Origin of the sequence: Acinetobacter sp. YH01020 (assembly GCF_013420275.1) — a bacterium.
GTDB classification, from domain to species: Bacteria; Pseudomonadota; Gammaproteobacteria; order Pseudomonadales; family Moraxellaceae; genus Acinetobacter; species Acinetobacter amyesii.
Genome location: NZ_VOYN01000012.1, coordinates 53517 through 75053, shown reverse-complemented (window position 1 = coordinate 75053; position 21537 = coordinate 53517). Strand labels below are relative to the sequence as shown.

The following is a 21537-nucleotide window of genomic DNA, read 5'->3' as shown; positions in this document are numbered from 1 at the left end:
ATTTTGCATGTGACTTGTTCCACTTTAGATATTTGTTTAAGATGAGATGTAACTCATTGAAATGTGTCATCATATTCGTCGTCAGAAAACAAGTATTATGCCATTATTTCAATGAGTTATCTTTTTTTGTCGTGTACAAAGAATTTTCACACTGATTAGTTAGTGCAGATTGTTAGTGATTTTCTGCAAGATTTGAAGCAATACATCAAATTCACTTTGAAGCGGCGTACTTTTACGCGTCACCAATGCTAATGTGCGTGTAGGGCTTGCTTCAATTTCTTTCACAGCCAAATCTTCATTGGCTTTGATCATATTGGTATGAACTGCAATTTCAGGCAATAAGGTAAAGCCTAAATCTGCGGAAACCATTTCAACCAAAGTTGGCAATGAGCTTGCTTTTAAACGATGGTCGTTTTTACGTTCACCAATCGGGCAAGCACTCAAAGCATGATCACGTAAGCAATGGCCTTCTTCAAGCAACATTAAACGAGATAAATCTAGGTCGTCTAAAGATTTCGCTTGAGCTGCATTTTGGTCAGCTTTGTTGTACACCAAGAACAATTTTTCTTTGTTTACTTCTGCAACTTTCAAGCTACGTGTATCGAAAGGAAGAGCAAGTAATACGATATCTAGATTACCGTGCTCGAGTTTCTCAACAATTTTTTCACTTTGTGCTTCATGTAAATGCAATTGAATTTTTGGTAGTTGCTTATGCACTTCTTCTAATAATGGTGCAAGTAAAAATGGCGCAATAGTAGGAATGACCCCTAGATGTAAATCACCCGTTAGAGGTTCGCTCATTTCACGACTTAAACGCATTAGGTCTTGCGCATCTGCCAATAGAACTCGAGCTCTTCCGACAACTTGTTCACCAAGAGGAGTTAAACGCACGTTTTGACGGTCGCGTTCTACCAATACGCCACCTAGTAAACGCTCAAGTTCCATGATCCCGCCAGACAAAGTAGACTGGGTGACAAAAGAACGACGCGCAGCTTCAGTAAAGTGTAGCGTTTCTGACAGTGTTACTAGATATGACAGCTGTCTTAAGGATGGTAATGCAGCCATAGTGTCCTAATTTATGATTTAAAGTGATCAGCAAACAAACCGCTAAGATATGGAATAAAATGCGGTGGGATATCATGCCCCATTCCATCAATTAATTCAAATTTAGCACCTGAAATAGCCTTTGCAACGGCCTTACCATGGCTTGGCGGCAGCAAACGGTCACGAGCTCCATGAACCACAATGGTTTTATGCTGAATTTGTTTATCCAACTGCAGCAGGGAACCTGTACATAATATTGCTAAAAACTGTTGAAGTACACCCGCTGGGTAATAACTCCGCTTATAGAGTTTACGTGCAGTTTGTATCACTTCAAGCTGATTAATATAGCCTGGAGAGCCTATAATATTAAAAACTTTCAGGCTATGGTTAATAATGCCATCTTCATCGTTAGATTCAGGTTTTTCAATTAGACTAAATAACTGCTTTGGAAATGGCGGTGGAAGTAAGGGTTGGATGTTACTGGTAAAAAGTAAGCTTAAGTTGTGAACTTTGTCTGGATAGCGTGCTGCCACGATTTGAGCAATCATGCCGCCCATCGAAGCGCCTAAAATATGGACTTTATCAAGTCCCATACGATCAATTAACAGTGCAACATCGTCTGCCATATCGTATAGATCATAGGGCGCACCTTGGTTTTCTAAACCTAAGACAAAACGTCCCATCAGTTTAAAGGTGTTGAGGCGTGGACCTGGGTTACGAATTTTACTCGATAGACCAATATCGCGATTATCAAAGCGAATAACTCGGTAACCTTGGTCTATTAGGGACTTACAAAAGAAATCGGGCCAATACAACATTTGTGCGCCGAGTCCCATAATCAGTAAGATTGCAGGATCTTCAGGATGACCACCCACCTCGACATGAAGTTCAATGCCATTGCCTAACTCTACGCGAGTTTCATACATAAAAGAGGCATAAGGTGAAATATTAAACTGAAGGGCACTATTCATTTTTATTTTCCTTTAAAAAGGACGTCTATTATTATCAGGACGTCCTTGTATTTAAACCTTAAACTGAAGCGGGAATCAAGTCCGGAACCTGCTTAGTCAAAGTTAAGCGTTGCTTCCCAGCAGTTGCACCGAGCAGTACAAATCCACGTAATACGCCATCTTGATCGATCGCACGGGCAATCATGCCATCTTCAAGCTCTTCTGTTTCCCATTGGGTTTCTACATCAATTGGCGCAGGAAGGACAGTTAAAGGTGCTGCAGGTGTTTTAACGGCTACAGGCATAGCTGGATAATGCACTGCGGTATGTTCGCCATTGAGGGTTTTTGCCAAAGCACGTGCTTGTTGCATGATCGGCATGACGTATGGAAGAAGGGTACCATTGACTTCAGCACAGTCACCGACAGCATAGATATCTGCCAAGTTGGTTTCTAAGCCTTTATTGGTTAATACGCCTCGACTGGTGTGAATGCCGGCTTGTTTTGCCAAGTTAATTTCAGGCTGTAGACCAATCGCAGACAACATAACATCTGCCACTAAACTTTGACCATTGGCAAGGCTCACTTGATAGTCACCATTTTCAATACGTGACACTTTGTCGACTGTCGTACCTAAAACGAATTGAATACCCGTTTCTTCTAAATTGCTTTGGAATTTAGCTGCAACATGAGACGGCAGTAGGCGACCCAAAGGTTGCGGAGCTAAATCGACCACCGATACTTTCGCCCCAGTATTTTGGAGGTCGTTGGCAAATTCACAGCCAATCAAGCCTGCCCCTAAAATCACCACACGTTTATCTTCACGTGCTGCAAGCTGTTTACGGAAAGCTTTGTAGTGATCTAAATTGTTGACGACGTGAATGTCTTCACTGCCATCACCCGAAATAGCTAAGCGAATTGGATTTGCGCCGACGGCTAAAACGAGTTTTGAATATAGTTGTGTTTGAGTTCCATTTTGGCTTTCAATAGTAAGCTCATGTTTTGCTGCATCAATGGATTTAACCCAACTCTTATTGATGATTTGCATATTGAGTTGAGCCGACATTTTTTCGGCATCCCCTAGAGGGATTTGCTCAGGAGCTTTATTACCAACGAGCGCATTGGATAATGTCGGTTTAGCGTAGTTAATGGCATCATCCGCACAGATCATAATAAGTTCTAGTTCAGTATTTAACTTTCGAAATTCACGTGCAACGGCATATCCCGCCATACCAGAACCAATAATGACAATAGGGTGCATACTCAACTCCAAACACATTTCATATTTTTTAAAGACAAAAAAAAGACCATAACGATGATGGCCTTAGATTCTATTTATTAGATTTCAACCATTTCAAAATCTACTTTTGAGACGCCACAGTCTGGGCAAGTCCAATCATCTGGGATATCTTCCCATTTCGTTCCTGCCACGATACCGTCTTGTGGCCAGCCTTCTGCTTCGTCATAAATCCATCCACAAACGATGCACTGATACTTTTTCATTCCATTCTCCAAAAACTGACATAAAATTAAGTCAGTAAATACTTCATAACTGTATAAGTTTATACCTTAAGGTTAATTAGCCTTATACAGTAGACTCTTATGTTAAATTTTTACGCAGTTCTGACTATAAAGTAAAGTGGCTAAGAGTTTAATGAGTGAAATTAAAAGCAGAATGGCAGTGAGGGACAATAAATATCATCAAAACCCCAGATCTGGGAAAAATTGTCTGACAATATTTATGCCTATTGAAAAGTATATTTGAATTCATTTCCGTGAATTGGGTTCTAAATACCGCTTTTTCTATATTCATAGACTAAAGTCTTGCAGAAAAAAACTCTAAAATCTTTTATTTTATGATTGGGAAAATATATATTTGATATTTTTTAAATAAATACAATATTAATAATCAGTAACTTATGTAAATTTGCTGTATCTTAAATATGCATTTTAGTCGGGGGTTAGCTGTTCTTTTCTCTCAAATCGCGTTAAAATTCACACATTCCTTCCTTAATTTATTTTCTCCTATTATGAGTAATTCTACTGCTGCGGCATTGTGGTCTAACATTCGTACTGTCCAAGATTTCCCAAAACCAGGAATTTGCTTCTTTGACCTTACGCCGTTATTTATGAATAACATCGAATCGTTAACTGATGCCCTAATTGCAAGTATTCCAGCTGAGCAATTGGCAGAAGTAGATAGCTTTATTGCAGTTGAAGCGCGTGGTTTTGTTTTGGCAAGCTTACTTGCTCAGCGTACAGGCAAAGGTTTGGTGTTGGTACGTAAAGCCGGAAAATTACCACCACCTGTTGTCGGTGTTGGTTATAGCCTTGAATACGGTTTAGATCGTCTTGAAATGTCAGCTGAAATCGAATCACAAAAAGTAATTATTGTGGATGACGTATTGGCGACGGGCGGTACGCTTCGTGCAGTGAAACAATTGGCTGAAAAATGTAAACACCAAGTTTTAGGCGCAAGCATTTTCTTAGATTTGCCTGACTTGCATAAAGATTTAGGACTAAATATTTGGTCTGTTTTAGATGATAAAACACGTCCTGAAGCAGATGCTGCCTAAGCGTCAGTTTTAAAATGTAAAAAGCCTTGTCTATGACAGGGCTTTTTTATGTCTGATAAAAAAGACGTTGCTACTTATGATTAATCTTATGATTTATTTTTTTAAATAGTTTAATTCGAGATGTTGGATTAAATCATTAATATTTTCAGGGCATTGTAGACGATGGTGTCCGCCATCCATCACTTGAACTTGCATATAGTCTTCGAGTTGTTGTTCTGCTTCATACATATCCAAGATTTCATCGCCACGTTCGATATAGGCAATTTGTGGAATATCGTGATCCAAATCCATTTCATTAATTGCAGGGTAGTCGTCACGAAAGTCTGGATGCAGACTCGGGTTAGCAATCACACAAGGAATGCGATGAAACAGCGACATTTTCAAAGCCCAGTATGCCCCGAGACTATGACCGACGATGATATCGGGCTTAATGGTTTCAATACTCTCGTGGTAAAAGTCCGCAACAGTTTGAAAATTTAAGTTGCGATAGTCCACTTCAATACAGAATTTTTGTTTTGCATTGATGGCATGGAACTTCGTAGATTCACGGGAAGAATCCAATCCATGTAAAAACAGAATTTTCGATAAGCAGGAAGTCATTGTTTTTCTACACACTGTTTTCAGACATTTTGGATGTGTTGAATATTTTATTTTTCAACAATTTTATGATTTCATTGTAGAGAGAATTGTCAAAAAGAGAATTTAGCTTTTGGTCTAATTTGTAGGCATTTAAAAGACTTTAGTCTTAAAGAAAATAGATTAAAAGGTTGAATTAAGCTATTAATATTTATTTTAATGTATTGATAGTTATAAGTATTTTTTAAAGCTTTTAGTTATCATTTGATATCGTTAAAATGTAGGTTTTCGAGCTTGAGTATTTAATTTTTTATCTACTGCACATCTGTAAGGTATGTTCTATGTCTACCTGAAGGTATAACGATTAAAACATCTTACTTCGATAAATTTCTACTTATTAAAAAAATGCGCGCATTGCTTACTGCTCAATTCAAAGGAAATCTGCTATGCTATGCAACTTCCGTTTTTTAACTATTTGAGACAGAGATGACGCAACATAACGCTCAATCGACTTCTGAACAAGCCATTTCCGAAAACGATTTAATTGCACAGCGTCATGCCAAGTTAGAGCACATCAAAGAGCACGCCAAGGAAACAGGTGTTAGCCCGTGGCCTAACACATTTAAGCGTGAACACTATGCACAAGACCTACAAGATCAATTCGCTGAAAAATCAAAAGAAGAAATTGAAGCAGGCGAAAAGGTTTATGTAAAAGTTGCTGGTCGTGTGATGTTGAACCGCGGTTCATTCATCGTAATCCAAGATATGACTGGTCGTATCCAGCTTTATGTACCACGTAAAGAGTTAGATGCTGACGTTCTTGCGACCATTAAAGCACTCGATTTGGGCGATATTATTGCCATTGAAGGTTATATTGGTCGTTCTGGTAAAGGTGACCTTTATGTTCATATTGAACATTTTGAGCTTTTAACCAAATCACTTCGTCCTCTTCCAGACAAATTCCATGGTTTGACAGATACTGAAGTTAAATACCGTAAACGTTATTTAGACCTCATCATGAACGAAGAAACACGTAAAACTTTTGAAATTCGTGCAAAAGTGGTGTCAGGTATTCGTTCATATTTGAGCAATGAGCGTTTCATGGAAGTTGAAACACCAATGATGCATGTGATTCCGGGTGGTGCGTCTGCGCGTCCATTCGAAACTCATCACAACGCTTTGGATATGCCTTTATTCTTACGTATTGCACCTGAGCTTTACTTAAAACGTTTGGTCGTTGGTGGTTTTGAGCGCGTGTTCGAAATTAACCGTAACTTCCGTAACGAGGGTGTATCAACACGTCATAATCCAGAATTCACCATGATTGAATTCTACCAAGCATATGCAGACTACAAAGACCTGATGGCTTTGACAGAAAATATGCTTGAAAAATTGGCCATTGACATCTTAGGTTCGACTGATGTGCCTTATGGTGATGAAGTGTATAGCTTCAAAGGTCCATTCAAGAAAATTTCGATGTTTGATGCGATTCTTGAACACAACCCAACGTTCACTGCTGAAAATGTATCTGATCGTGAGTTCCTTGCAAACTTTGTTAAAAATGAACTGAAAGAGCAAGTAAAACCTGGTTTTGGTTTAGGCAAACTTCAAACCATCGTCTTTGAAGAAACAGTTGAAACAGAACTTCGTCAACCGACATTCATCACAGAATACCCAGCGGAAACTTCACCATTGGCACGTCGTAATGATGAAAATCCACATATTACGGACCGTTTTGAATTCTTCATCGGTGGTCGTGAGTTGGCAAATGGTTTCTCAGAGTTAAATGATCCGATTGACCAAGCTGAACGTTTCCAAGCCCAAGTTGCCGAAAAAGATGCAGGTGATGATGAAGCAATGCATTACGATGCAGACTTCATTGAAGCATTGGAATACGGCTTACCTCCTACAGCGGGTGAGGGTATCGGTATTGACCGTTTGGTGATGTTGTTTGCGAATGCAGCAAGTATCCGTGAAGTGATCTTGTTCCCTCATATGCGTCATAAAAACTAATTTAGTTTTTGAAATAAAAAACCCGCTTAATGCGGGTTTTTTTATTGTTTCAATAGAGGATATTTAATTCTTCTTAGCCAATTTTCAGACAAAAAAATACGCAATGATTGGGGTGTTCATTGCGTATAACAACGAATCTGTTTCCACAGGTTCGGTAAAGGAGAAATGTTATGAATTTAGGTATTCCTAAAACATAAATAGATAATAGAGTGAACGGTCAGTCATTTCATTGGTGTTCACGTTAAGTGATGTTACCTAACGTTAAAACTAAGGAGATTTTGTGAATACTTTCACAAAAAGTGCCTATAAAAAAGCCTTTCACATTGGAAAGGCTTAATTTTATGGAATTTTTTAAATTTAGAAGTGGAATACACCCAGTCCAGATTTAATCTCATCCAACGTTTGTTGGGTAATATCACGGCATTTATCGGTACCGGTTTTTAAAATATCCATGATGTAGTCAGGATCTTTTTGCAATTCTAAACGGCGTTCACGGATCGGGCCGATGAGCTCTTTTAGCACACCTTCAAGACGCTTTTTCACCGTACCATCGCCTAGGCCACCACGACGATAGTGTTCTTTCAGTTCCGCAACAGCATCTTTATCTGGGTCGAATGCATCAAGGTAAGTAAATACCACGTTACCTTCCACTTGACCTGGATCTTCAATACGTAAATGATTTGGATCGGTATACATTGCGTTTACGGCTTTTTTGATATCTTTATCAGTCGCGTCAAGCACAATGGTATTGCCCAAAGATTTAGACATTTTTGCTTTACCATCAAAACCTGGTAAGCGGCCTACATTAGAGAGTAAAGCTTTACATTCAGGAAGTACGTCACGACCAATTTGACGGTTTAAACGACGAACAATTTCGTTGGTTTGTTCAATCATTGGAATTTGGTCTTCGCCCACTGGAACGACAGATGCTTTAAACGCTGTAATATCGGCAGCTTGAGCCACTGGATAGCATAAGAAACCTGCAGGAATATCACGCTCAAATCCACGCATTTGAATCTCAGATTTGATGGTGGGATTACGCTCTAAGCGAGAAACCGTCACAAAGTTCAAATACAACATGGTCAATTCATTCAATGCTGGTAAGCATGATTGAACGCAAATCGTGGTTTTGGTTGGGTCAATTCCTACAGCAAGATAATCGGTTGCGACTTCAATAATATTGCGACGAACTTTTTCGAAGTTATCGGCATTATCAGTTAAGGCTTGAGCATCAGCTAAAAGGAGATGTTGATGATGCGAATCTTGTAAACCTACACGTGAACGTAAAGAACCTACAAAATGACCTAAATGTAATTGTCCAGTCGGACGGTCGCCAGTCAAAATCACTGGACGATTATCTTGAGTACTCATTATCTGTTCCAAAGTGGTAGTCAAAGCTACGGCTGATTTTCAAAGAATGTCCCATTGTACGGCATTCTATTTTTGATTGTTACTGACACAGCACAATTGACTGAAAAATGGGTGAATATTTTGTTAATTATTAAAAAACTAAATACAATTTTAGCGTTAAATAGAATTAGAATATTAAAAAATGCCTAAAGGATAAAAATAATGGCGAGTAGCTTATTAATCTTACTTGATGATATTGCAACTGTGTTGGATGACGTTGCTGTCATGAGTAAGATGGCAGCCAAAAAAACAGCAGGTGTCCTTGGAGATGATTTAGCACTGAATGCGCAACAAGTCAGTGGTGTACGTTCGGATCGTGAACTTCCAGTTGTTTGGTCTGTGGCCAAAGGTTCTTTTGTTAATAAATTAATTTTGGTTCCGGCTGCTTTATTGATCAGTGTGGTTGCACCTTGGCTGATTACACCGCTTTTGATGATTGGTGGTTTGTTTTTGTGCTATGAGGGTGTGGAAAAAGTCCTGCATAGTTTGCATCATAAAAAATCCAAAACAGAAGAAGTTGCTCGTGAAGAGATGATCCATATTGAAACGGATTTGGTGACTTTTGAGAAAGAAAAAGTTAAAGGAGCCATCCGTACCGATTTTATTTTATCTGCTGAAATTGTGGTGATTTCATTGGGTACGGTTGCGACTGCGGCATTTGGGACCAAGGTCATGGTGCTTTCGGTGATTGCAATTATAATGACCGTTGGTGTTTATGGTTTTGTCGCGATGATTGTCAAAATTGATGACTTAGGACTTTATCTCACTCAACAAGCATCACAATTTAAAAAGACCGTTGGACAAGGTTTGTTAGCATTTGCACCTAAGTTGATGAAGACATTGACCATTGTTGGTACGATTGCCATGTTTTTAGTGGGTGGTGGCATCATTACCCATGGTGTGCCTTTGCTACACCATTTTATTGAAGGCTCTGTAGATTATGCAGAACATATTCCTACAGTTGGCAGTATTGTGGGTGCATTAACACCGACTTTAATTAATTTAGCGACAGGTTTTATTGCAGGTTTAATCGTGCTGTGCGTCGTATTTTTAGTTCAAAAAGTATGGCCAAAGTCGCAAAAGGATTAATCTGTAAACACACGGATATAAACTATTTTATATAAGGAAGATCACTATGCGCTGGAAAGGTCGAAGAGTTAGTTCAAACGTAGAAGACCGTCGCGGTGGTGGAGGTGCAAAAGCGGGTGGGATCAGTATTCTCGGTTTGGTTGTGGCATTTGTTGCGTGGAAATTTTTTGGTGTAGATCCGCAGCAAGCTTATCAGGCGACCAAACAAGTGACTTCACAGGGTCAAACGGCTGAAGTCAAAGGTCTGGATAATCCAACACCGGAACAACAAGAAGCGATGGATTTTGTTGGCACTGTTTTGGCCGATACGGAAGATACGTGGAATAAAGTCTTTCAAGAACAGTTAAATGCTCAGTATAAAGCGCCTAAGTTGGTTATGTTTAATGGTGTGGTCAACTCGGGTTGTGGTACAGCACAAGCTGCAATGGGGCCGTTTTATTGCCCAGCAGATCAGAAGGTCTATATTGATACCGCATTCTTTAAAGATATGCGTACGCAAATGGGCATTACGGGTGAACAAAATCAAACAGAATTGAGTCGCCAAGATCAGGCGGGTGATTTTGCGCAAGCCTATGTGGTTGCCCATGAAGTTGGACATCATATCCAAACGATTTTAGGCATTTCTGAGCAAGTCCAGCAGGCCCGTGCGCAAGCATCTAAAGCTGAGGGTAATCGTTATTCGGTCATGCAAGAACTACAAGCAGACTGCTTTGCGGGTATTTGGGCGCATCATAATCAACAGCGTACCCAATTTTTAGAGCAGGGTGATGTAGAAGAAGCGATGGACGCTGCACATAAGATTGGTGATGACTATTTACAGAAAAGTGCAACTGGGCAAGTGGTCCCAGATAGCTTCACGCACGGCACCAGTGAACAACGTATGAAATGGTTCCAGACAGGGTTGAAATCAGGCAATATCAATAGCTGTGATACCTTTAACCAAGCCATTTAAAACAAAAAAAGGAGGATGCAAACATCCTCTTTTTTTCATTGAAAAATAGATTGAAGCTTATTTGTTGAGAAATGATTTGAAGTTTCGAACAATACGATAGCTGACATACAATGCGGCAAATGCAAATAAAGCCACGCCAAAAACAGTATATTTAAGGCCTGAAATATCGTTTTGATAGAACTGTTTTAATTGGGCATCGCTATAGCGTAATTGTTTTTTTTGTCCAGTGCGGCTATTGGTGAAACTCACATTTTGGATATATTGAAATTGTCCGATTTTGAGTAAATCGAGGTGTTGAATTTGTCGGGTGTGTTGCTGATTAAATTCATCGAGACAAATATCTTGTGCATAGTTTTCACAATTCAGTTTGGCAAGATAACCATTATTCGCCAGCATGATAAAAATCGCACGATCGGGTGATTCATTATTGGAGACCAAAACCAATTGTTCTTTGGGTGTTGAATCCAGTGAAACCTTTTTTACCTGACTAAAATAGTGCTCAGCACGTAAAATTTCCTGTGTCTTGCTAAAACAAGTCAGGATCAGCGCTGCAGTAATGATAAAGATCACAGCAGCAAAAAAGAGTCGAAAAATAGTTTTAATGGTCTGATGCATAGGAGAAATAAATTAGAGGATAAAAATGCATAAAATCGATGCAGGCTTGCTATGTTAAATGATCTTGATAAAAGATGTGAAAAAAACTGAATTGATACACGTAATTTAGATAAAATTCGTTAGAATATTTTATTTCCAAATACTAAAAAATTTAGTATTTATTTTCAAAATACCTATATCTCACTCTGTAGGCGACACAGCACCAAAATTGGGAACGAAATGGGAAATTATTTTTTTCTACAGGTTTTTACCGTTATTTTTGCACTTTCGATTGCAACCACGATTTTTAATAAACGTATCTTGGGCTTTCCACAAGCCATAGGTGTTCCCATTGTTTCTGCAATTTTTGTCTTTATTTTGCAATGGGGCGCAAGTCTACTCAATGGCAATCAATTTGTGACGATTAATTTACACAATATTGAAGAGGCCGTTCGTCATATCGACTTTTATGACTTTTTAATTAATGGCGTGATTTGTTTCATTTTGACTTCATCAGCCTTGAAATTTAAAGTTTCAGATTTACGTCTGCATTGGAAGCCGATCAGTATTTTGGCCAGTATTGCCTTGGTACTTTGTGCGGTGTTTTTTGGTGTTGCCTTATATGGTTATCAGTTCTTAATTGGTCATCATGTTGATTTATTGGTGTTGTTGTTATTAGGTGCGGCTTTGGGCGCAACCGACCCGATTGGGGTGAAAGGTGTACTAAGTTCGGTGCGTGCGCCACATCACTTAATAGTCAAACTAGAAGGCGAATCCCTCTTTAATGATGCCATGTGTATTGCCGTATTTATGACCTTACTAAATGTCTTACAAGGTGAGCATTTTACCGTTATTGGCACGCTTGAAACGCTGTTGTATGAAATTGTTGTCGCCGTCATCATTGGCTGGGCATTCGGTTTAGGGATTTTACGATTACTCCGCGGTAAACATGAAATGGAATCCTTGATTTTAACGACAGCATTATTGGCATGTGGATCTTATCTCGTGGCACTCTTCGCACATGCATCAGCACCTATTGCATGTGTCATTGGCGGTTTGATTGTTGGGAATAAATGGAAAGAAATTTTACAAGATCGTGAAATTCGTGAAGTCAATCATTTTTGGCATACGGTGGAAGGGATCATCAACTCCTTCTTATTTACCCTGATCGGACTTGAGTTATTTATCTTAGATTTAAGTATCAGTTTGATTTTAGGTGGTATGGTGGCGTTTATCATTTTGCATGCATCGCGCTTTGCAGCAAACTATTTATCTTTTGCATTCTTCCCAAGTTTCCGCAAAAAAAGTTACAACGGTAGCCTTGCCATCTTATCGTGGGGTGGGGTTCGTGGCGGTATTTCATTGGCCTTAATCCTTGCTGTTGCCAATATTCCTGAACTCAGTGAATACAGCAGTATTTTGATTGGATATACATTTATTGCAGTCTTAATGTCGGGCCTCGTGTGTGGCCTCGGTTTACCCGCTGTGATGAATGCTTTTTATTACAACCCGAATGAAGAAACCAAAGGTTTCAAAGGTTGGTATCAAAGAATGTGCCATAAAATGAATAAAAAGGGTTTCCAATATATCGTGGGCGAAGATATACATGGTAATGAAACCATCACGGTATATAACCCAGAAGCATTAATAGATACCAAAGCGGATGATGGTGTTGCTGCTGTACATAATCCAGAGAAAGTGCAAGAAGTTCGTCGATTAGAAAATCCCGAAAACTTCTAAATTGCTTTGTTCGATTTAAAAAAAGGAAATGCTTGAGCATTTCCTTTTTTTATTTCTAGCTGTGTTCCATCATGAAACAGCAAAATGTGGGAAATTATGACTGGTCATTCAGCAGGAGATAAAAACATATTGATATTGCGATTAGCTATCAAAAAAGTTCTGATGGACTACATCTACTTGTTGTCTCTATAGGTTTGAAGTTATTAGCTGAAGGTGAATCGAAACCTAATAAACATCAGTCTGAAGGTCGACGACAATGGCGTAAACTTCGTATTGGTATAGATGCTGAAAACATTGCAAACATGGACAATTCAGCTCATGACAACAATGTCAGCAGTTCATAAGTACTAGAAAACTTACTTGCATAAATTTCACCTAGTGAGCCAATGAATTCTAGCTATACCGATGGCGCATATGACACAAAATGCTGTAGGCATATCATTTCAGATTTATAAGCACTCTAGTCATTCCTCAAAGAAAAAATGCGAAACCATGAAAAGACAAAAAACTGTGGCTTTGGGAAGAAATGAATTCTTAAAGACAGTCCGACGTGTAAGGTGTGCCGTCATGAAGCTTTTAGTCACATCATGATAAAGTTTATTTGAAGTTCTGCTTTAAATGACGCTGTCTTTTTGCATAAGAAATACGATATCTCGCCATGTTTTTAATTGCATAAATGCGCTCTCTACCAAGGGGCGATATTTATACAAATGGTTGTCATAGCCCAAATGTGTCGATAAAGTTGAATTACTCACTTTGAAAAATACCGATGTGACTTTACAAGATCTAATCGATCACAACCAATTACTGTACTAATCTGTCAAAATTAAGTATTAATCAAAGAGAACCTTCGGGTTCTCTTTTTTATGCGGCTCAAAGGAGATCAGATGAAGCAGAGTGATGAATTGGCAACGCAAATTTTGTCGGTCATTCAATTGATACCGCAGGCGAAGATTGCCACTTACGGACAAATTGCCAAATTAGCGGGTTTACCGAAACATGCACGACTGGTTGGCTATGTACTAAAGCATCTAGATACAACATCAACGATCCCATGGCATCGGGTGGTGAATGCTCAGGGAAAAATCAGCACGCAGCGTTGCAATGAAAAAGGTGAAAATATCCAGCAATTGAAATTGGCAGCTGAAAATGTCTTTGTGGTGAATGGACGCATCTCATTGAAACAATATCAATGGTTACCCTAAAAAATCCTTGCCTTAAACATAGAATTATAATTTTATAATTGATGAAGTAGTCAATAAAAAGCCCTCTAGGATCAGAAGGCTTTTTATTTCACGCTATAAATCTAATGGCTTATTTGCGTACAACCAAAACAGGAATGTCTGAAGCACCTAGTACGCTTTGAGCTACGCTGCCCAAGAAGAATTTTTTGATCCCTGTACGGCCATGTGAACCAATAATAATCAAGTCCGCATGTGTTTCTTCTGCAGCTTTAACCAGTTCAGTATGCACCACTTGACCTTCAAGTAAGCGAGTTTCAACAGTGACACCTTCAGTTGAAAATTTCGCTTTTGCTTCTTCAAGTGTATTTAAAATCGATGCACGAGCACGTTCAATTAAATCATTGGTTTGTGCTGCTGAAATATACTCTGCAGCAATATACGGATCGAGCGTCAGTACTTGAACCACAGTAATTTTACTGCCAAAAGTTTTTGCAAACTCGACAGCTTTAGCCACCGCAGCATAAGAAGTTTCTGAACCGTCCACTGGAACTAAAATATTATTTAAAGCCATCTTATTTCTCCTTATCTGATCAATTGAATTTGGATGGAAAAACCTGAAAAAAAGCGCTATTTACATTGATCATAGTTTCATCATACGCTTTTTTATTTAGGAATAAAACCAAGTAAATTCATAAGGATATTGCAAAATTCGCAATAAAAATATTGCAAAAATATGGACTTGTTTTCACCATGCTTAGCGATAGCAAAAATGCTCAATAATGTAAGCAGCTATGTCTAGATTGTAAGACAATTTGGTGCTGAAAAAATTGAGTCTAGATGCATGAACCCAACGGTGTGAATTGATTAATCACACTGTTTCTCTTGCTCTGTAAGGGTAATATGCAAAGCCTGTTGCTCAAGCAAGTTTAATTTATGTAAAGCGTCTTCTGGGAAGATCTGTTTTTGCAGTCGTTGAATTTGTCGCGCTGATAAATGCTGATTGGCACAATACATCGCAGCTTCATTGGTGCGGGCAACGCTGACTAATTTCTCCTGATCATTGAAGTCGAGACGAATGATTGGTTGCTGTGCTCGGCTAAGTTGAGCCATGCTGCGTTTTTGTTGCATGCTTAATAAGGGCTGTTTATTAATCCAAGTCGCCACATCACGTCGCACGCCATTGTAGTCAACAAAAATAGGCGAGACGATTTGGCAGCCCGTTAATGTCATGACAGCAAGGCTGAGGGTCAGACAGGCTTTTTTTATCGGATTGAATTGCATGATAAAACTCTAATTTTTAATCAAAAAATATAGTAATTAGGGCTAAAAATAGCATGATTTGCTTAAATAGTAACATCTTGAACTTTGCTTGTTTAAACTCTGAACAATTGCATACAAAAATGCTTGACGATAATGTGTGAAATCTAGATAATGCCACCACAGTTTACGGCTATGTAGCTCAGTTGGTTAGAGCACCGCACTCATAATGCGGGGGTCACAAGTTCAAGTCTCGTCATAGCCACCATTTTTATAGACCAAGCTCTCAGCTTGGTCTCTTTTTTTGTGCCTAGAAAAAGTCAAATAGATTGAAAATAATTACAGCACTAATAAAATGATCTGTTCACGATGTTTATGTGGAAATAAAAGAGAACTCAAATCCTTAACTGCATTATTTGATGACCTAACTTTTGAAATACACATCTCAATTACTTTTTATATTTACTGCTGTGTTTTTTGCGCCTATAAAAAAGCCCAGTTATAGAACTGGGCTTTTTGATTTGAATCGAGTAATTAGATACCCGGTTTCCAACCATTCACGATCGGATAGCGACGTTCACGGCTAAATGCACGTGAGCTGATACGTGGACCGATTGCGCCTTGGCGACGTTTGTATTCGTTTAGATCAACCAAACGGATGACTTTTTTCACAATTTCAGCATCAAAACCTTTAGCAATGATGTCATCTTGGCTCATGTCTTCTTCGATATACGCATACAAGATGGCATCCAATACTTCGTATTCAGGTAGAGAGTCTTGGTCTTTCTGATCTGGACGAAGTTCCGCAGAAGGTGGACGAGTAATTACACGTTCAGGGATCACTGGTGTTTCTGAAATGCTGTTACGGTATTTTGCTAGTTCAAATACAATCGTTTTATAAACGTCTTTAAGAACCGCAAAGCCACCGACCATGTCACCGTACAATGTGCAGTAGCCAACAGATAATTCAGACTTGTTCCCTGTAGAAAGGACTAAATTGCCGAACTTGTTCGATAAGGCCATTAACAATGTACCGCGAGAACGCGCTTGTAAGTTTTCTTCAGTCGCATCAGTCGGTGCATCGCCAAAGAAAGGGAACAAGGTTTGCATAAAGCCATTCACAATCGGGTTGATTTCGGCAATACCAAAAGTTACGCCCATATTCTTGGCTTGTTCAGCAGCATCTTCAACGCTGATTTGCGCGGTATAGGTATATGGCATCATGACCGCTTGAACTTTATCGGCGCCAATCGCATCGGCAGCAATCGCTAAAGTTAATGCTGAGTCAATACCACCAGATAGACCTAAAATCACGCCAGGGAAGCCTGAACGTTGTACGTAGTCACGGGTTGCGATTACAAGGCTTTGGTAGATTTCAGCCATGGTATTTAATACAGGCGTGATTGCACCTGTTTTAAAGGCTTTTTGTTCAGCATCGTATTCTGCGATATATAGATCTTCAACAAAACTCGGTGCTTGCAATGCAACTTCACCTGAATTGTTCATCACAAAGCTTGTGCCATCAAAGACAAGGTCATCTTGACCGCCCACTTGGTTACAGTAAACCAAATTGATGTTCAATTGTTTGGTCAATGCAGCCATGGTTTCAATGCGATGCTGTGGTTTACCAACTTCATAAGGTGAAGCATTTAAAACCAAAGCGGTTTCAACATTTAACTGAGCAAGCTGTTGAACAGTTGGTAATGCCCAAACATCTTCGCAAATCAACACACCAAACTTATGACCTAAATATTCAAAGACTAGGTGTTGATGACCTTCACTGAAATAACGTTTTTCATCAAAAACGCTATAGTTTGGAAGATTTTGTTTATTGTAAATCCCGAGAACTTGACCATTTTTCATGACAGCAGCAGAGTTATAGCGCTGACCATCTTCAGTTTGATTTACAAAACCAAAGACTAAAACGATGTCCTTAATGCTCGCTAATTGTTCAAAAGCTTGCTGTGTACGTTTATTTAAACTTGGACGTAATAATAAATCTTCAGCAGGATAACCAACTGTAGAAAGTTCCGGAAAAACAATAATATCTGCGTTCTGTTCTTTTGCAGCATTGACTTGTTTAAGCATTTTTGCTGCGTTAGATTCTAGGTTACCAATATGCGGAGAGAACTGAGCAAGTGCAATTTTAAAACTATTCATTCCAACTAAATCCTATTCCTATAGGTGAATACACTTAACACACTGATTTGTATTATTGTGATTATTCAGCGAGTGTATTTAGATACGAAAAATACTGCCGAAAGGCGAAAACAAAACACCATCATCGTATGATAATTCACTTGTTTTGATGCAAAGCAAAAAAATAAGGTGAGCCTATTTTATCTGAATTTAAGCGAGATACTAGAGGTATTCATAGCTTTTAAAAGCCTAGCTGAGATTATGTGCCATAAAGTAAATATTAATGCTGTTTTTTTGTACTTAAAATAGCGTCAATGGTCGAGCAATAGTGTGAAATAGAATGATCAGGCGATATTCAATTTTATCTAAAAATATTCGCTATAGAGCATGGAAGCTTTATAGCTCAATTTGATGAACAAGTTCTGGATATAAAATAATATTTTTAATTCGCTTTAAATAGATGTCACGAGCAATGTCGCCTTGTTGCTCAATGTTGTAGTCAAAAAATGCTTTGTGTGGTTTGAGGGTATAGCGGTAAGGGTTATATTTTTTAAAACTGAAGAAATACGCCATCTGTAAAATAGCACCCCGACCCAAAACATTGATCTGCTGCTGGTATTGATAAACATGGGCCATCTCATGAATAAACAGGGCACGATATCCTAAAGACGCTTTGGCATAGTCCGCTTTAAACAGTAAATTTCGTGCATGAATATACCCCTGCGGCGCCATGACCACATGTGCCGATTGCCAAGGCAAAAAAGGGTGATTCATCACTTTCACTTGTTCATATTGAATCAAATCCCCAAACACACTGCGACACATGGATATTTCACCTGCCGTAAGTGATCGATATTTAAAACCTTCAAGTTTTAGCAGCCGAATGAGTGTGTGAAAGAAAGGCAACATGATGAAAAGTGTTTATTGTTCCAAAGGGATGTGTAGTTTTACTATAACCTGAAAATACAATATCACGCTGTTGCGCTGTATTTAAAGAGCGATATTTTTGCATCTGCTACAGCGAAAAATCGGTTAGGGCGTTACAATTTAGTTTTCGGTCAAACAGATAGTCAGATGCAAGCACGGATCAATACTTTAATTTCTGAAATCAGCAAAAATATGTATGAACGTGAGCAGATTATTGCTTTGAGTTTATTGGCAGGTGTTGCGGGCATGAATACCTTTTTATATGGTTTGCCCGGTACAGCAAAAAGTTTGATTTCGCGTCGAATCGCCTCGGCTTTTGAAGTCCATGACTACTTTGAATATTTGATGAATCGTTTCAGTACGCCGGAAGAAATTTTTGGACCGGTATCAATTAAAGCCTTAAAAGAAGATCAATATATTCGTAAAACAGAACATTATTTACCACGGGCAGATTTTGCATTTTTAGATGAAATTTGGAAAGCCAGCCCTGCGATTTTAAATACTTTACTGACCTTGGTGAATGAGCGGAGTTTTAAAAATGGTGACATTGTCCAAAAAGTTCCATTGAATGTTTTGGTCAGTGCATCGAATGAAATTCCCGAACCAAATCAAGGTCTAGATGCCTTGTATGATCGTTTTATTTTGCGCTTAGAAGTGCCGCCGATTGCTGTTGCAGAAAACTTTCATGCACTATTACAGGCCAAGCCGAGTCAAGTCAGTGTTGAAGTCGATGCGACCTTAAAAATAAAAAAAGCCGAGTTGCAAGATTGGCGGGAACAGATTTATCAGGTAGATTTACCCGAATCGATTTTAAATCTATTTGATCAACTTAAAACACGACTCAATCATAACTTTGAAGATCACGTGGTCTATGTCTCTGACCGTCGTTGGCAACGTGTGGCTTATTTAGTCAAAGCCTGTGCATTTTTAAATGATCGTCCATCAGTGATTTTGAGTGATCTATTAATTTTAAAACATTGCTTATGGAATCAGCCTGAAGACATTGCTTTTGTTTCGCAGCAGATAGATGAAGTATTGGCTGAAAATGGCTTAAATTACGGTTTGCAATTCGAACAACATGTGGCAGAGAAGGATACACTTGAACAGCGGGTGCTCAATCATTTTTATTATACCGATGATGTGTATGAGAGTTATTTAATTCATGGCACTGACTACTTGCGTGCAGTGACCAATCTAGATCGACACTATAAAGATAAAGTGTTGTATCTCGAACTGGATAAAATGGATACGAAAAAGGACTTCTTTGCCTTAGATGATACCGGTGAAGAAGTGCGTGGCATCGTATGTAATTTTAATGGTTCAAGAGTGTGTACGTTAAAAGGTGGCTATTATGGCCTAGAAGAAGTGGTGACGCCGTATATAAAACATACCAAAGGCAGTCCACGTAGCGCACTTTCAGCACAAAGCCAATATGAGCTATTACACGAAGTTCAACAGATCAAAGCACATTTTCAAACAGAATTGGATCTGTTGACGGAACGCTTTAATAGCCAGAAGCATCAGTTCAATTCTGTCTTTGTCACTGAACAGGATATTCAACATTTATTTCAATCTATTGAGCAGCAATTGGCAAGATATCGATTGCAGTTGCAAGATTGTGAGCGCTTGGAACAGTTATGTCGCAATTAAAACCGACACGACAACAAACCCAATCGGCGCTCGATGAATTAAGTTCGCAGCTTTATGATGAATTAAAACAATCCAGCTTAAAACATTGGTTGAAAGATCATAAAGTTGCAAAAAAGCTCGATCAAAAAATTCAGGAATGGGCCTTTCAGGCAAAGTCGAGTTTAGATCAGCAGCATCCCTATGCAACGGCCCAGCAGCAATTGGAATATTGGCTTGCGTTAAAGCATTGGGAACAGGGTGATTTTGTTCAATTCCGTGCTGAATATGCCGCCTTTATGCAAACCTTAGGGATTCCAGAATTCACTGAAATGTGGCAACAGAGCCAACAGCCATTGCTGACCAAGCAGCAGCGTCAATTACAAATAGAGCTATTCAAAGGCAAATGGCAGCGCAAATTGACCGAAGCCATTGCACATTGGGAGTTTGAGCAGCTCCGTTTACAACGAGATGCCTTTTTAGATGAAATCAAAGATTTTCTCGCGACATTGTCGAAAATGGTCAAGCACCATGACAGTGTCGGGTTTGAAACTGGGATTTTTCTAGACTATTCCAAAGGACAATTAACAGAGCACGATGTACAGAACTTTGAGCAATGGGCGAATTATCTCGAGCAAGATCGGGCGCTTAAACGTCTATGTCAAATGATCGGAAGCGCACAGCCGAATATGCCACGTAAGCGGATTTCTGCTCAGTTAGAACAAGAACCACAGCAGCTTATTCACACCCCGATGGCGCAAGAGGAAATTACTGGAATTAAATTGGCACAAGAAATCAGTATGGCTTTACCTAGCGAGTTGGCGCTATTAGCCGATCCAGACTTGCAGGTTTTATTTGATTTGAAATATTTAGAATCTAACCTGATGAGTTTTAATCGAGAAGGGCAGCAACAGGGAAGGGTGATCGAAGACCCACGCCATACGCAGCGTCGAGTCGGACAAAAAGGCCCGATGATTGTCTGCTTAGATACCAGTGGCTCAATGAATGGGCAACCTGAACTGATTTCCAAAGCGATTTGTCTATATTTATCGATTCGAGCGCTAAAAGAAAAGCGAGCGATGTATTTGGTAAATTTCTCGACCAATTTAACCGCGCTGAATTTACAACATAATAGTGCTTTGGATGATGTCATTCACTTTTTAGGGCAGTCATTTCATGGGGGAACAGATATTATCCCTGCGATGAATCATGCCGTGGACATGCTGAAACAACCGAATTTTGTACATGCCGATGTGGTGGTGATTTCCGACTTTATAATGGGTCAACTGACTGAAGAACTCATGCAAGAGATCACACATTTGAAGCAGCAGGGCAATGGATTCTATGCTGTGGCTATCGGTAATTTTAAACTGGATCATTTAGACGAAAGCCTGTTTGATCATCAATGGGTGTATCAATCTGCGACTGGTGAAATGCAAAAAATCCAATAATCGTCCCTCACA

At 39.1% G+C, this 21537-nt stretch carries 19 protein-coding genes, 1 tRNA gene and 1 pseudogene; 10 read left to right on the top strand and 11 right to left on the bottom strand.

Features of this window, described 5'->3' with window-relative positions; all coding sequences use genetic code 11:
• Positions 1-159: 159 nt before the first annotated feature.
• The 4 genes from oxyR to rubA form a co-directional block, all read right to left on the bottom strand.
• Entirely contained in the window at positions 160-1065 is a 906-nt protein-coding gene (gene oxyR / locus FTT85_RS07005) for a LysR family transcriptional regulator OxyR (protein WP_180007453.1), read from the bottom strand.
• An 11-nt stretch (positions 1066-1076) separates the two neighbouring features.
• Positions 1077-2015, bottom strand: coding sequence for an alpha/beta fold hydrolase (locus FTT85_RS07000; RefSeq protein WP_218950222.1), 939 nt, complete (start codon positions 2013-2015; stop codon positions 1077-1079).
• Between the two features lie 58 nt (positions 2016-2073).
• Entirely contained in the window at positions 2074-3252 is a 1179-nt protein-coding gene (locus tag FTT85_RS06995; protein WP_180183185.1) for an NAD(P)/FAD-dependent oxidoreductase, read from the bottom strand.
• Positions 3253-3329: 77 nt separating this feature from the next.
• The gene (gene rubA, locus FTT85_RS06990) at positions 3330-3494 is read right to left on the bottom strand and encodes a rubredoxin RubA (RefSeq protein ID WP_005179369.1); all 165 of its coding nucleotides are present in this window, start codon (positions 3492-3494) and stop codon (positions 3330-3332) included.
• Between the two features lie 527 nt (positions 3495-4021).
• On the opposite strand from rubA, the gene FTT85_RS06985 reads away from it, so the two are divergent.
• A complete protein-coding gene (locus FTT85_RS06985) occupies positions 4022-4567 on the top strand; it encodes an adenine phosphoribosyltransferase (protein ID WP_078189930.1) in 546 nt (181 codons plus the stop codon).
• A 93-nt stretch (positions 4568-4660) separates the two neighbouring features.
• Here the strand turns inward: FTT85_RS06985 and FTT85_RS06980 are convergent, their stop codons facing one another.
• Positions 4661-5167, bottom strand: coding sequence for a YqiA/YcfP family alpha/beta fold hydrolase (locus FTT85_RS06980; RefSeq protein WP_078193013.1), 507 nt, complete (start codon positions 5165-5167; stop codon positions 4661-4663).
• A 462-nt stretch (positions 5168-5629) separates the two neighbouring features.
• Here FTT85_RS06980 and lysS point away from each other — a divergent pair, with 462 nt between their 5' ends.
• On the top strand, positions 5630-7156 hold the full coding sequence (gene lysS / locus FTT85_RS06975; protein WP_078193012.1) for a lysine--tRNA ligase: 1527 nt from the start codon (positions 5630-5632) through the stop codon (positions 7154-7156).
• Between the two features lie 357 nt (positions 7157-7513).
• Here the strand turns inward: lysS and trpS are convergent, their stop codons facing one another.
• Entirely contained in the window at positions 7514-8527 is a 1014-nt protein-coding gene (gene trpS / locus FTT85_RS06970) for a tryptophan--tRNA ligase (protein ID WP_180007457.1), read from the bottom strand.
• A gap of 201 nt (positions 8528-8728) precedes the next feature.
• On the opposite strand from trpS, the gene FTT85_RS06965 reads away from it, so the two are divergent.
• Complete coding sequence (locus FTT85_RS06965; RefSeq protein WP_180164093.1) at positions 8729-9655, top strand: DUF808 domain-containing protein; 927 nt, start codon at positions 8729-8731, stop codon at positions 9653-9655.
• 46 nt (positions 9656-9701) lie between these two features.
• The gene (locus tag FTT85_RS06960; protein ID WP_078193008.1) at positions 9702-10607 is read left to right on the top strand and encodes a neutral zinc metallopeptidase; all 906 of its coding nucleotides are present in this window, start codon (positions 9702-9704) and stop codon (positions 10605-10607) included.
• A gap of 57 nt (positions 10608-10664) precedes the next feature.
• Here the strand turns inward: FTT85_RS06960 and FTT85_RS06955 are convergent, their stop codons facing one another.
• Positions 10665-11222 carry a hypothetical protein gene (locus FTT85_RS06955; RefSeq protein ID WP_180164091.1) on the bottom strand — a complete coding sequence of 186 codons (558 nt, stop codon included), beginning with the start codon at positions 11220-11222 and terminating at the stop codon, positions 10665-10667.
• Positions 11223-11441: 219 nt separating this feature from the next.
• Here FTT85_RS06955 and FTT85_RS06950 point away from each other — a divergent pair, with 219 nt between their 5' ends.
• From FTT85_RS06950 to FTT85_RS06940, 3 genes and pseudogenes are all read left to right on the top strand, one after another.
• Positions 11442-12941: a sodium:proton antiporter gene (locus FTT85_RS06950; RefSeq protein ID WP_180020652.1), complete on the top strand. Its 1500-nt coding sequence runs from the start codon at positions 11442-11444 to the stop codon at positions 12939-12941.
• 122 nt (positions 12942-13063) lie between these two features.
• Positions 13064-13496 (top strand): annotated as a pseudogene (locus tag FTT85_RS18690) (transposase); the annotation flags it as partial.
• 332 nt (positions 13497-13828) lie between these two features.
• Complete coding sequence (locus FTT85_RS06940; RefSeq protein WP_180011029.1) at positions 13829-14146, top strand: MGMT family protein; 318 nt, start codon at positions 13829-13831, stop codon at positions 14144-14146.
• Between the two features lie 109 nt (positions 14147-14255).
• On the opposite strand, the gene FTT85_RS06935 is transcribed toward FTT85_RS06940, so the two are convergent.
• Both FTT85_RS06935 and FTT85_RS06930 read right to left on the bottom strand, forming a co-directional pair.
• Positions 14256-14696, bottom strand: a complete 441-nt coding sequence (locus FTT85_RS06935) for a universal stress protein (protein WP_078189919.1) — start codon at positions 14694-14696, stop codon at positions 14256-14258.
• Positions 14697-14989: 293 nt separating this feature from the next.
• The gene (locus FTT85_RS06930; RefSeq protein WP_180164089.1) at positions 14990-15406 is read right to left on the bottom strand and encodes a hypothetical protein; all 417 of its coding nucleotides are present in this window, start codon (positions 15404-15406) and stop codon (positions 14990-14992) included.
• Positions 15407-15573: 167 nt separating this feature from the next.
• Here FTT85_RS06930 and FTT85_RS06925 point away from each other — a divergent pair.
• Positions 15574-15650, top strand: a tRNA-Met gene (locus FTT85_RS06925).
• A gap of 266 nt (positions 15651-15916) precedes the next feature.
• On the opposite strand, the gene FTT85_RS06920 is transcribed toward FTT85_RS06925, so the two are convergent.
• Positions 15917-17542: an NAD+ synthase gene (locus FTT85_RS06920; protein WP_180164087.1), complete on the bottom strand. Its 1626-nt coding sequence runs from the start codon at positions 17540-17542 to the stop codon at positions 15917-15919.
• A gap of 375 nt (positions 17543-17917) precedes the next feature.
• The gene (locus tag FTT85_RS06915) at positions 17918-18430 is read right to left on the bottom strand and encodes a hypothetical protein (protein WP_180164085.1); all 513 of its coding nucleotides are present in this window, start codon (positions 18428-18430) and stop codon (positions 17918-17920) included.
• A gap of 165 nt (positions 18431-18595) precedes the next feature.
• Here FTT85_RS06915 and FTT85_RS06910 point away from each other — a divergent pair, with 165 nt between their 5' ends.
• Positions 18596-20098, top strand: coding sequence for an AAA family ATPase (locus FTT85_RS06910; protein ID WP_180164083.1), 1503 nt, complete (start codon positions 18596-18598; stop codon positions 20096-20098).
• A complete protein-coding gene (locus FTT85_RS06905; RefSeq protein ID WP_180183184.1) occupies positions 20086-21525 on the top strand; it encodes a VWA domain-containing protein in 1440 nt (479 codons plus the stop codon). Before FTT85_RS06910 ends, FTT85_RS06905 begins: the two co-directional genes overlap by 13 nt.
• Positions 21526-21537 lie beyond the last annotated feature (12 nt).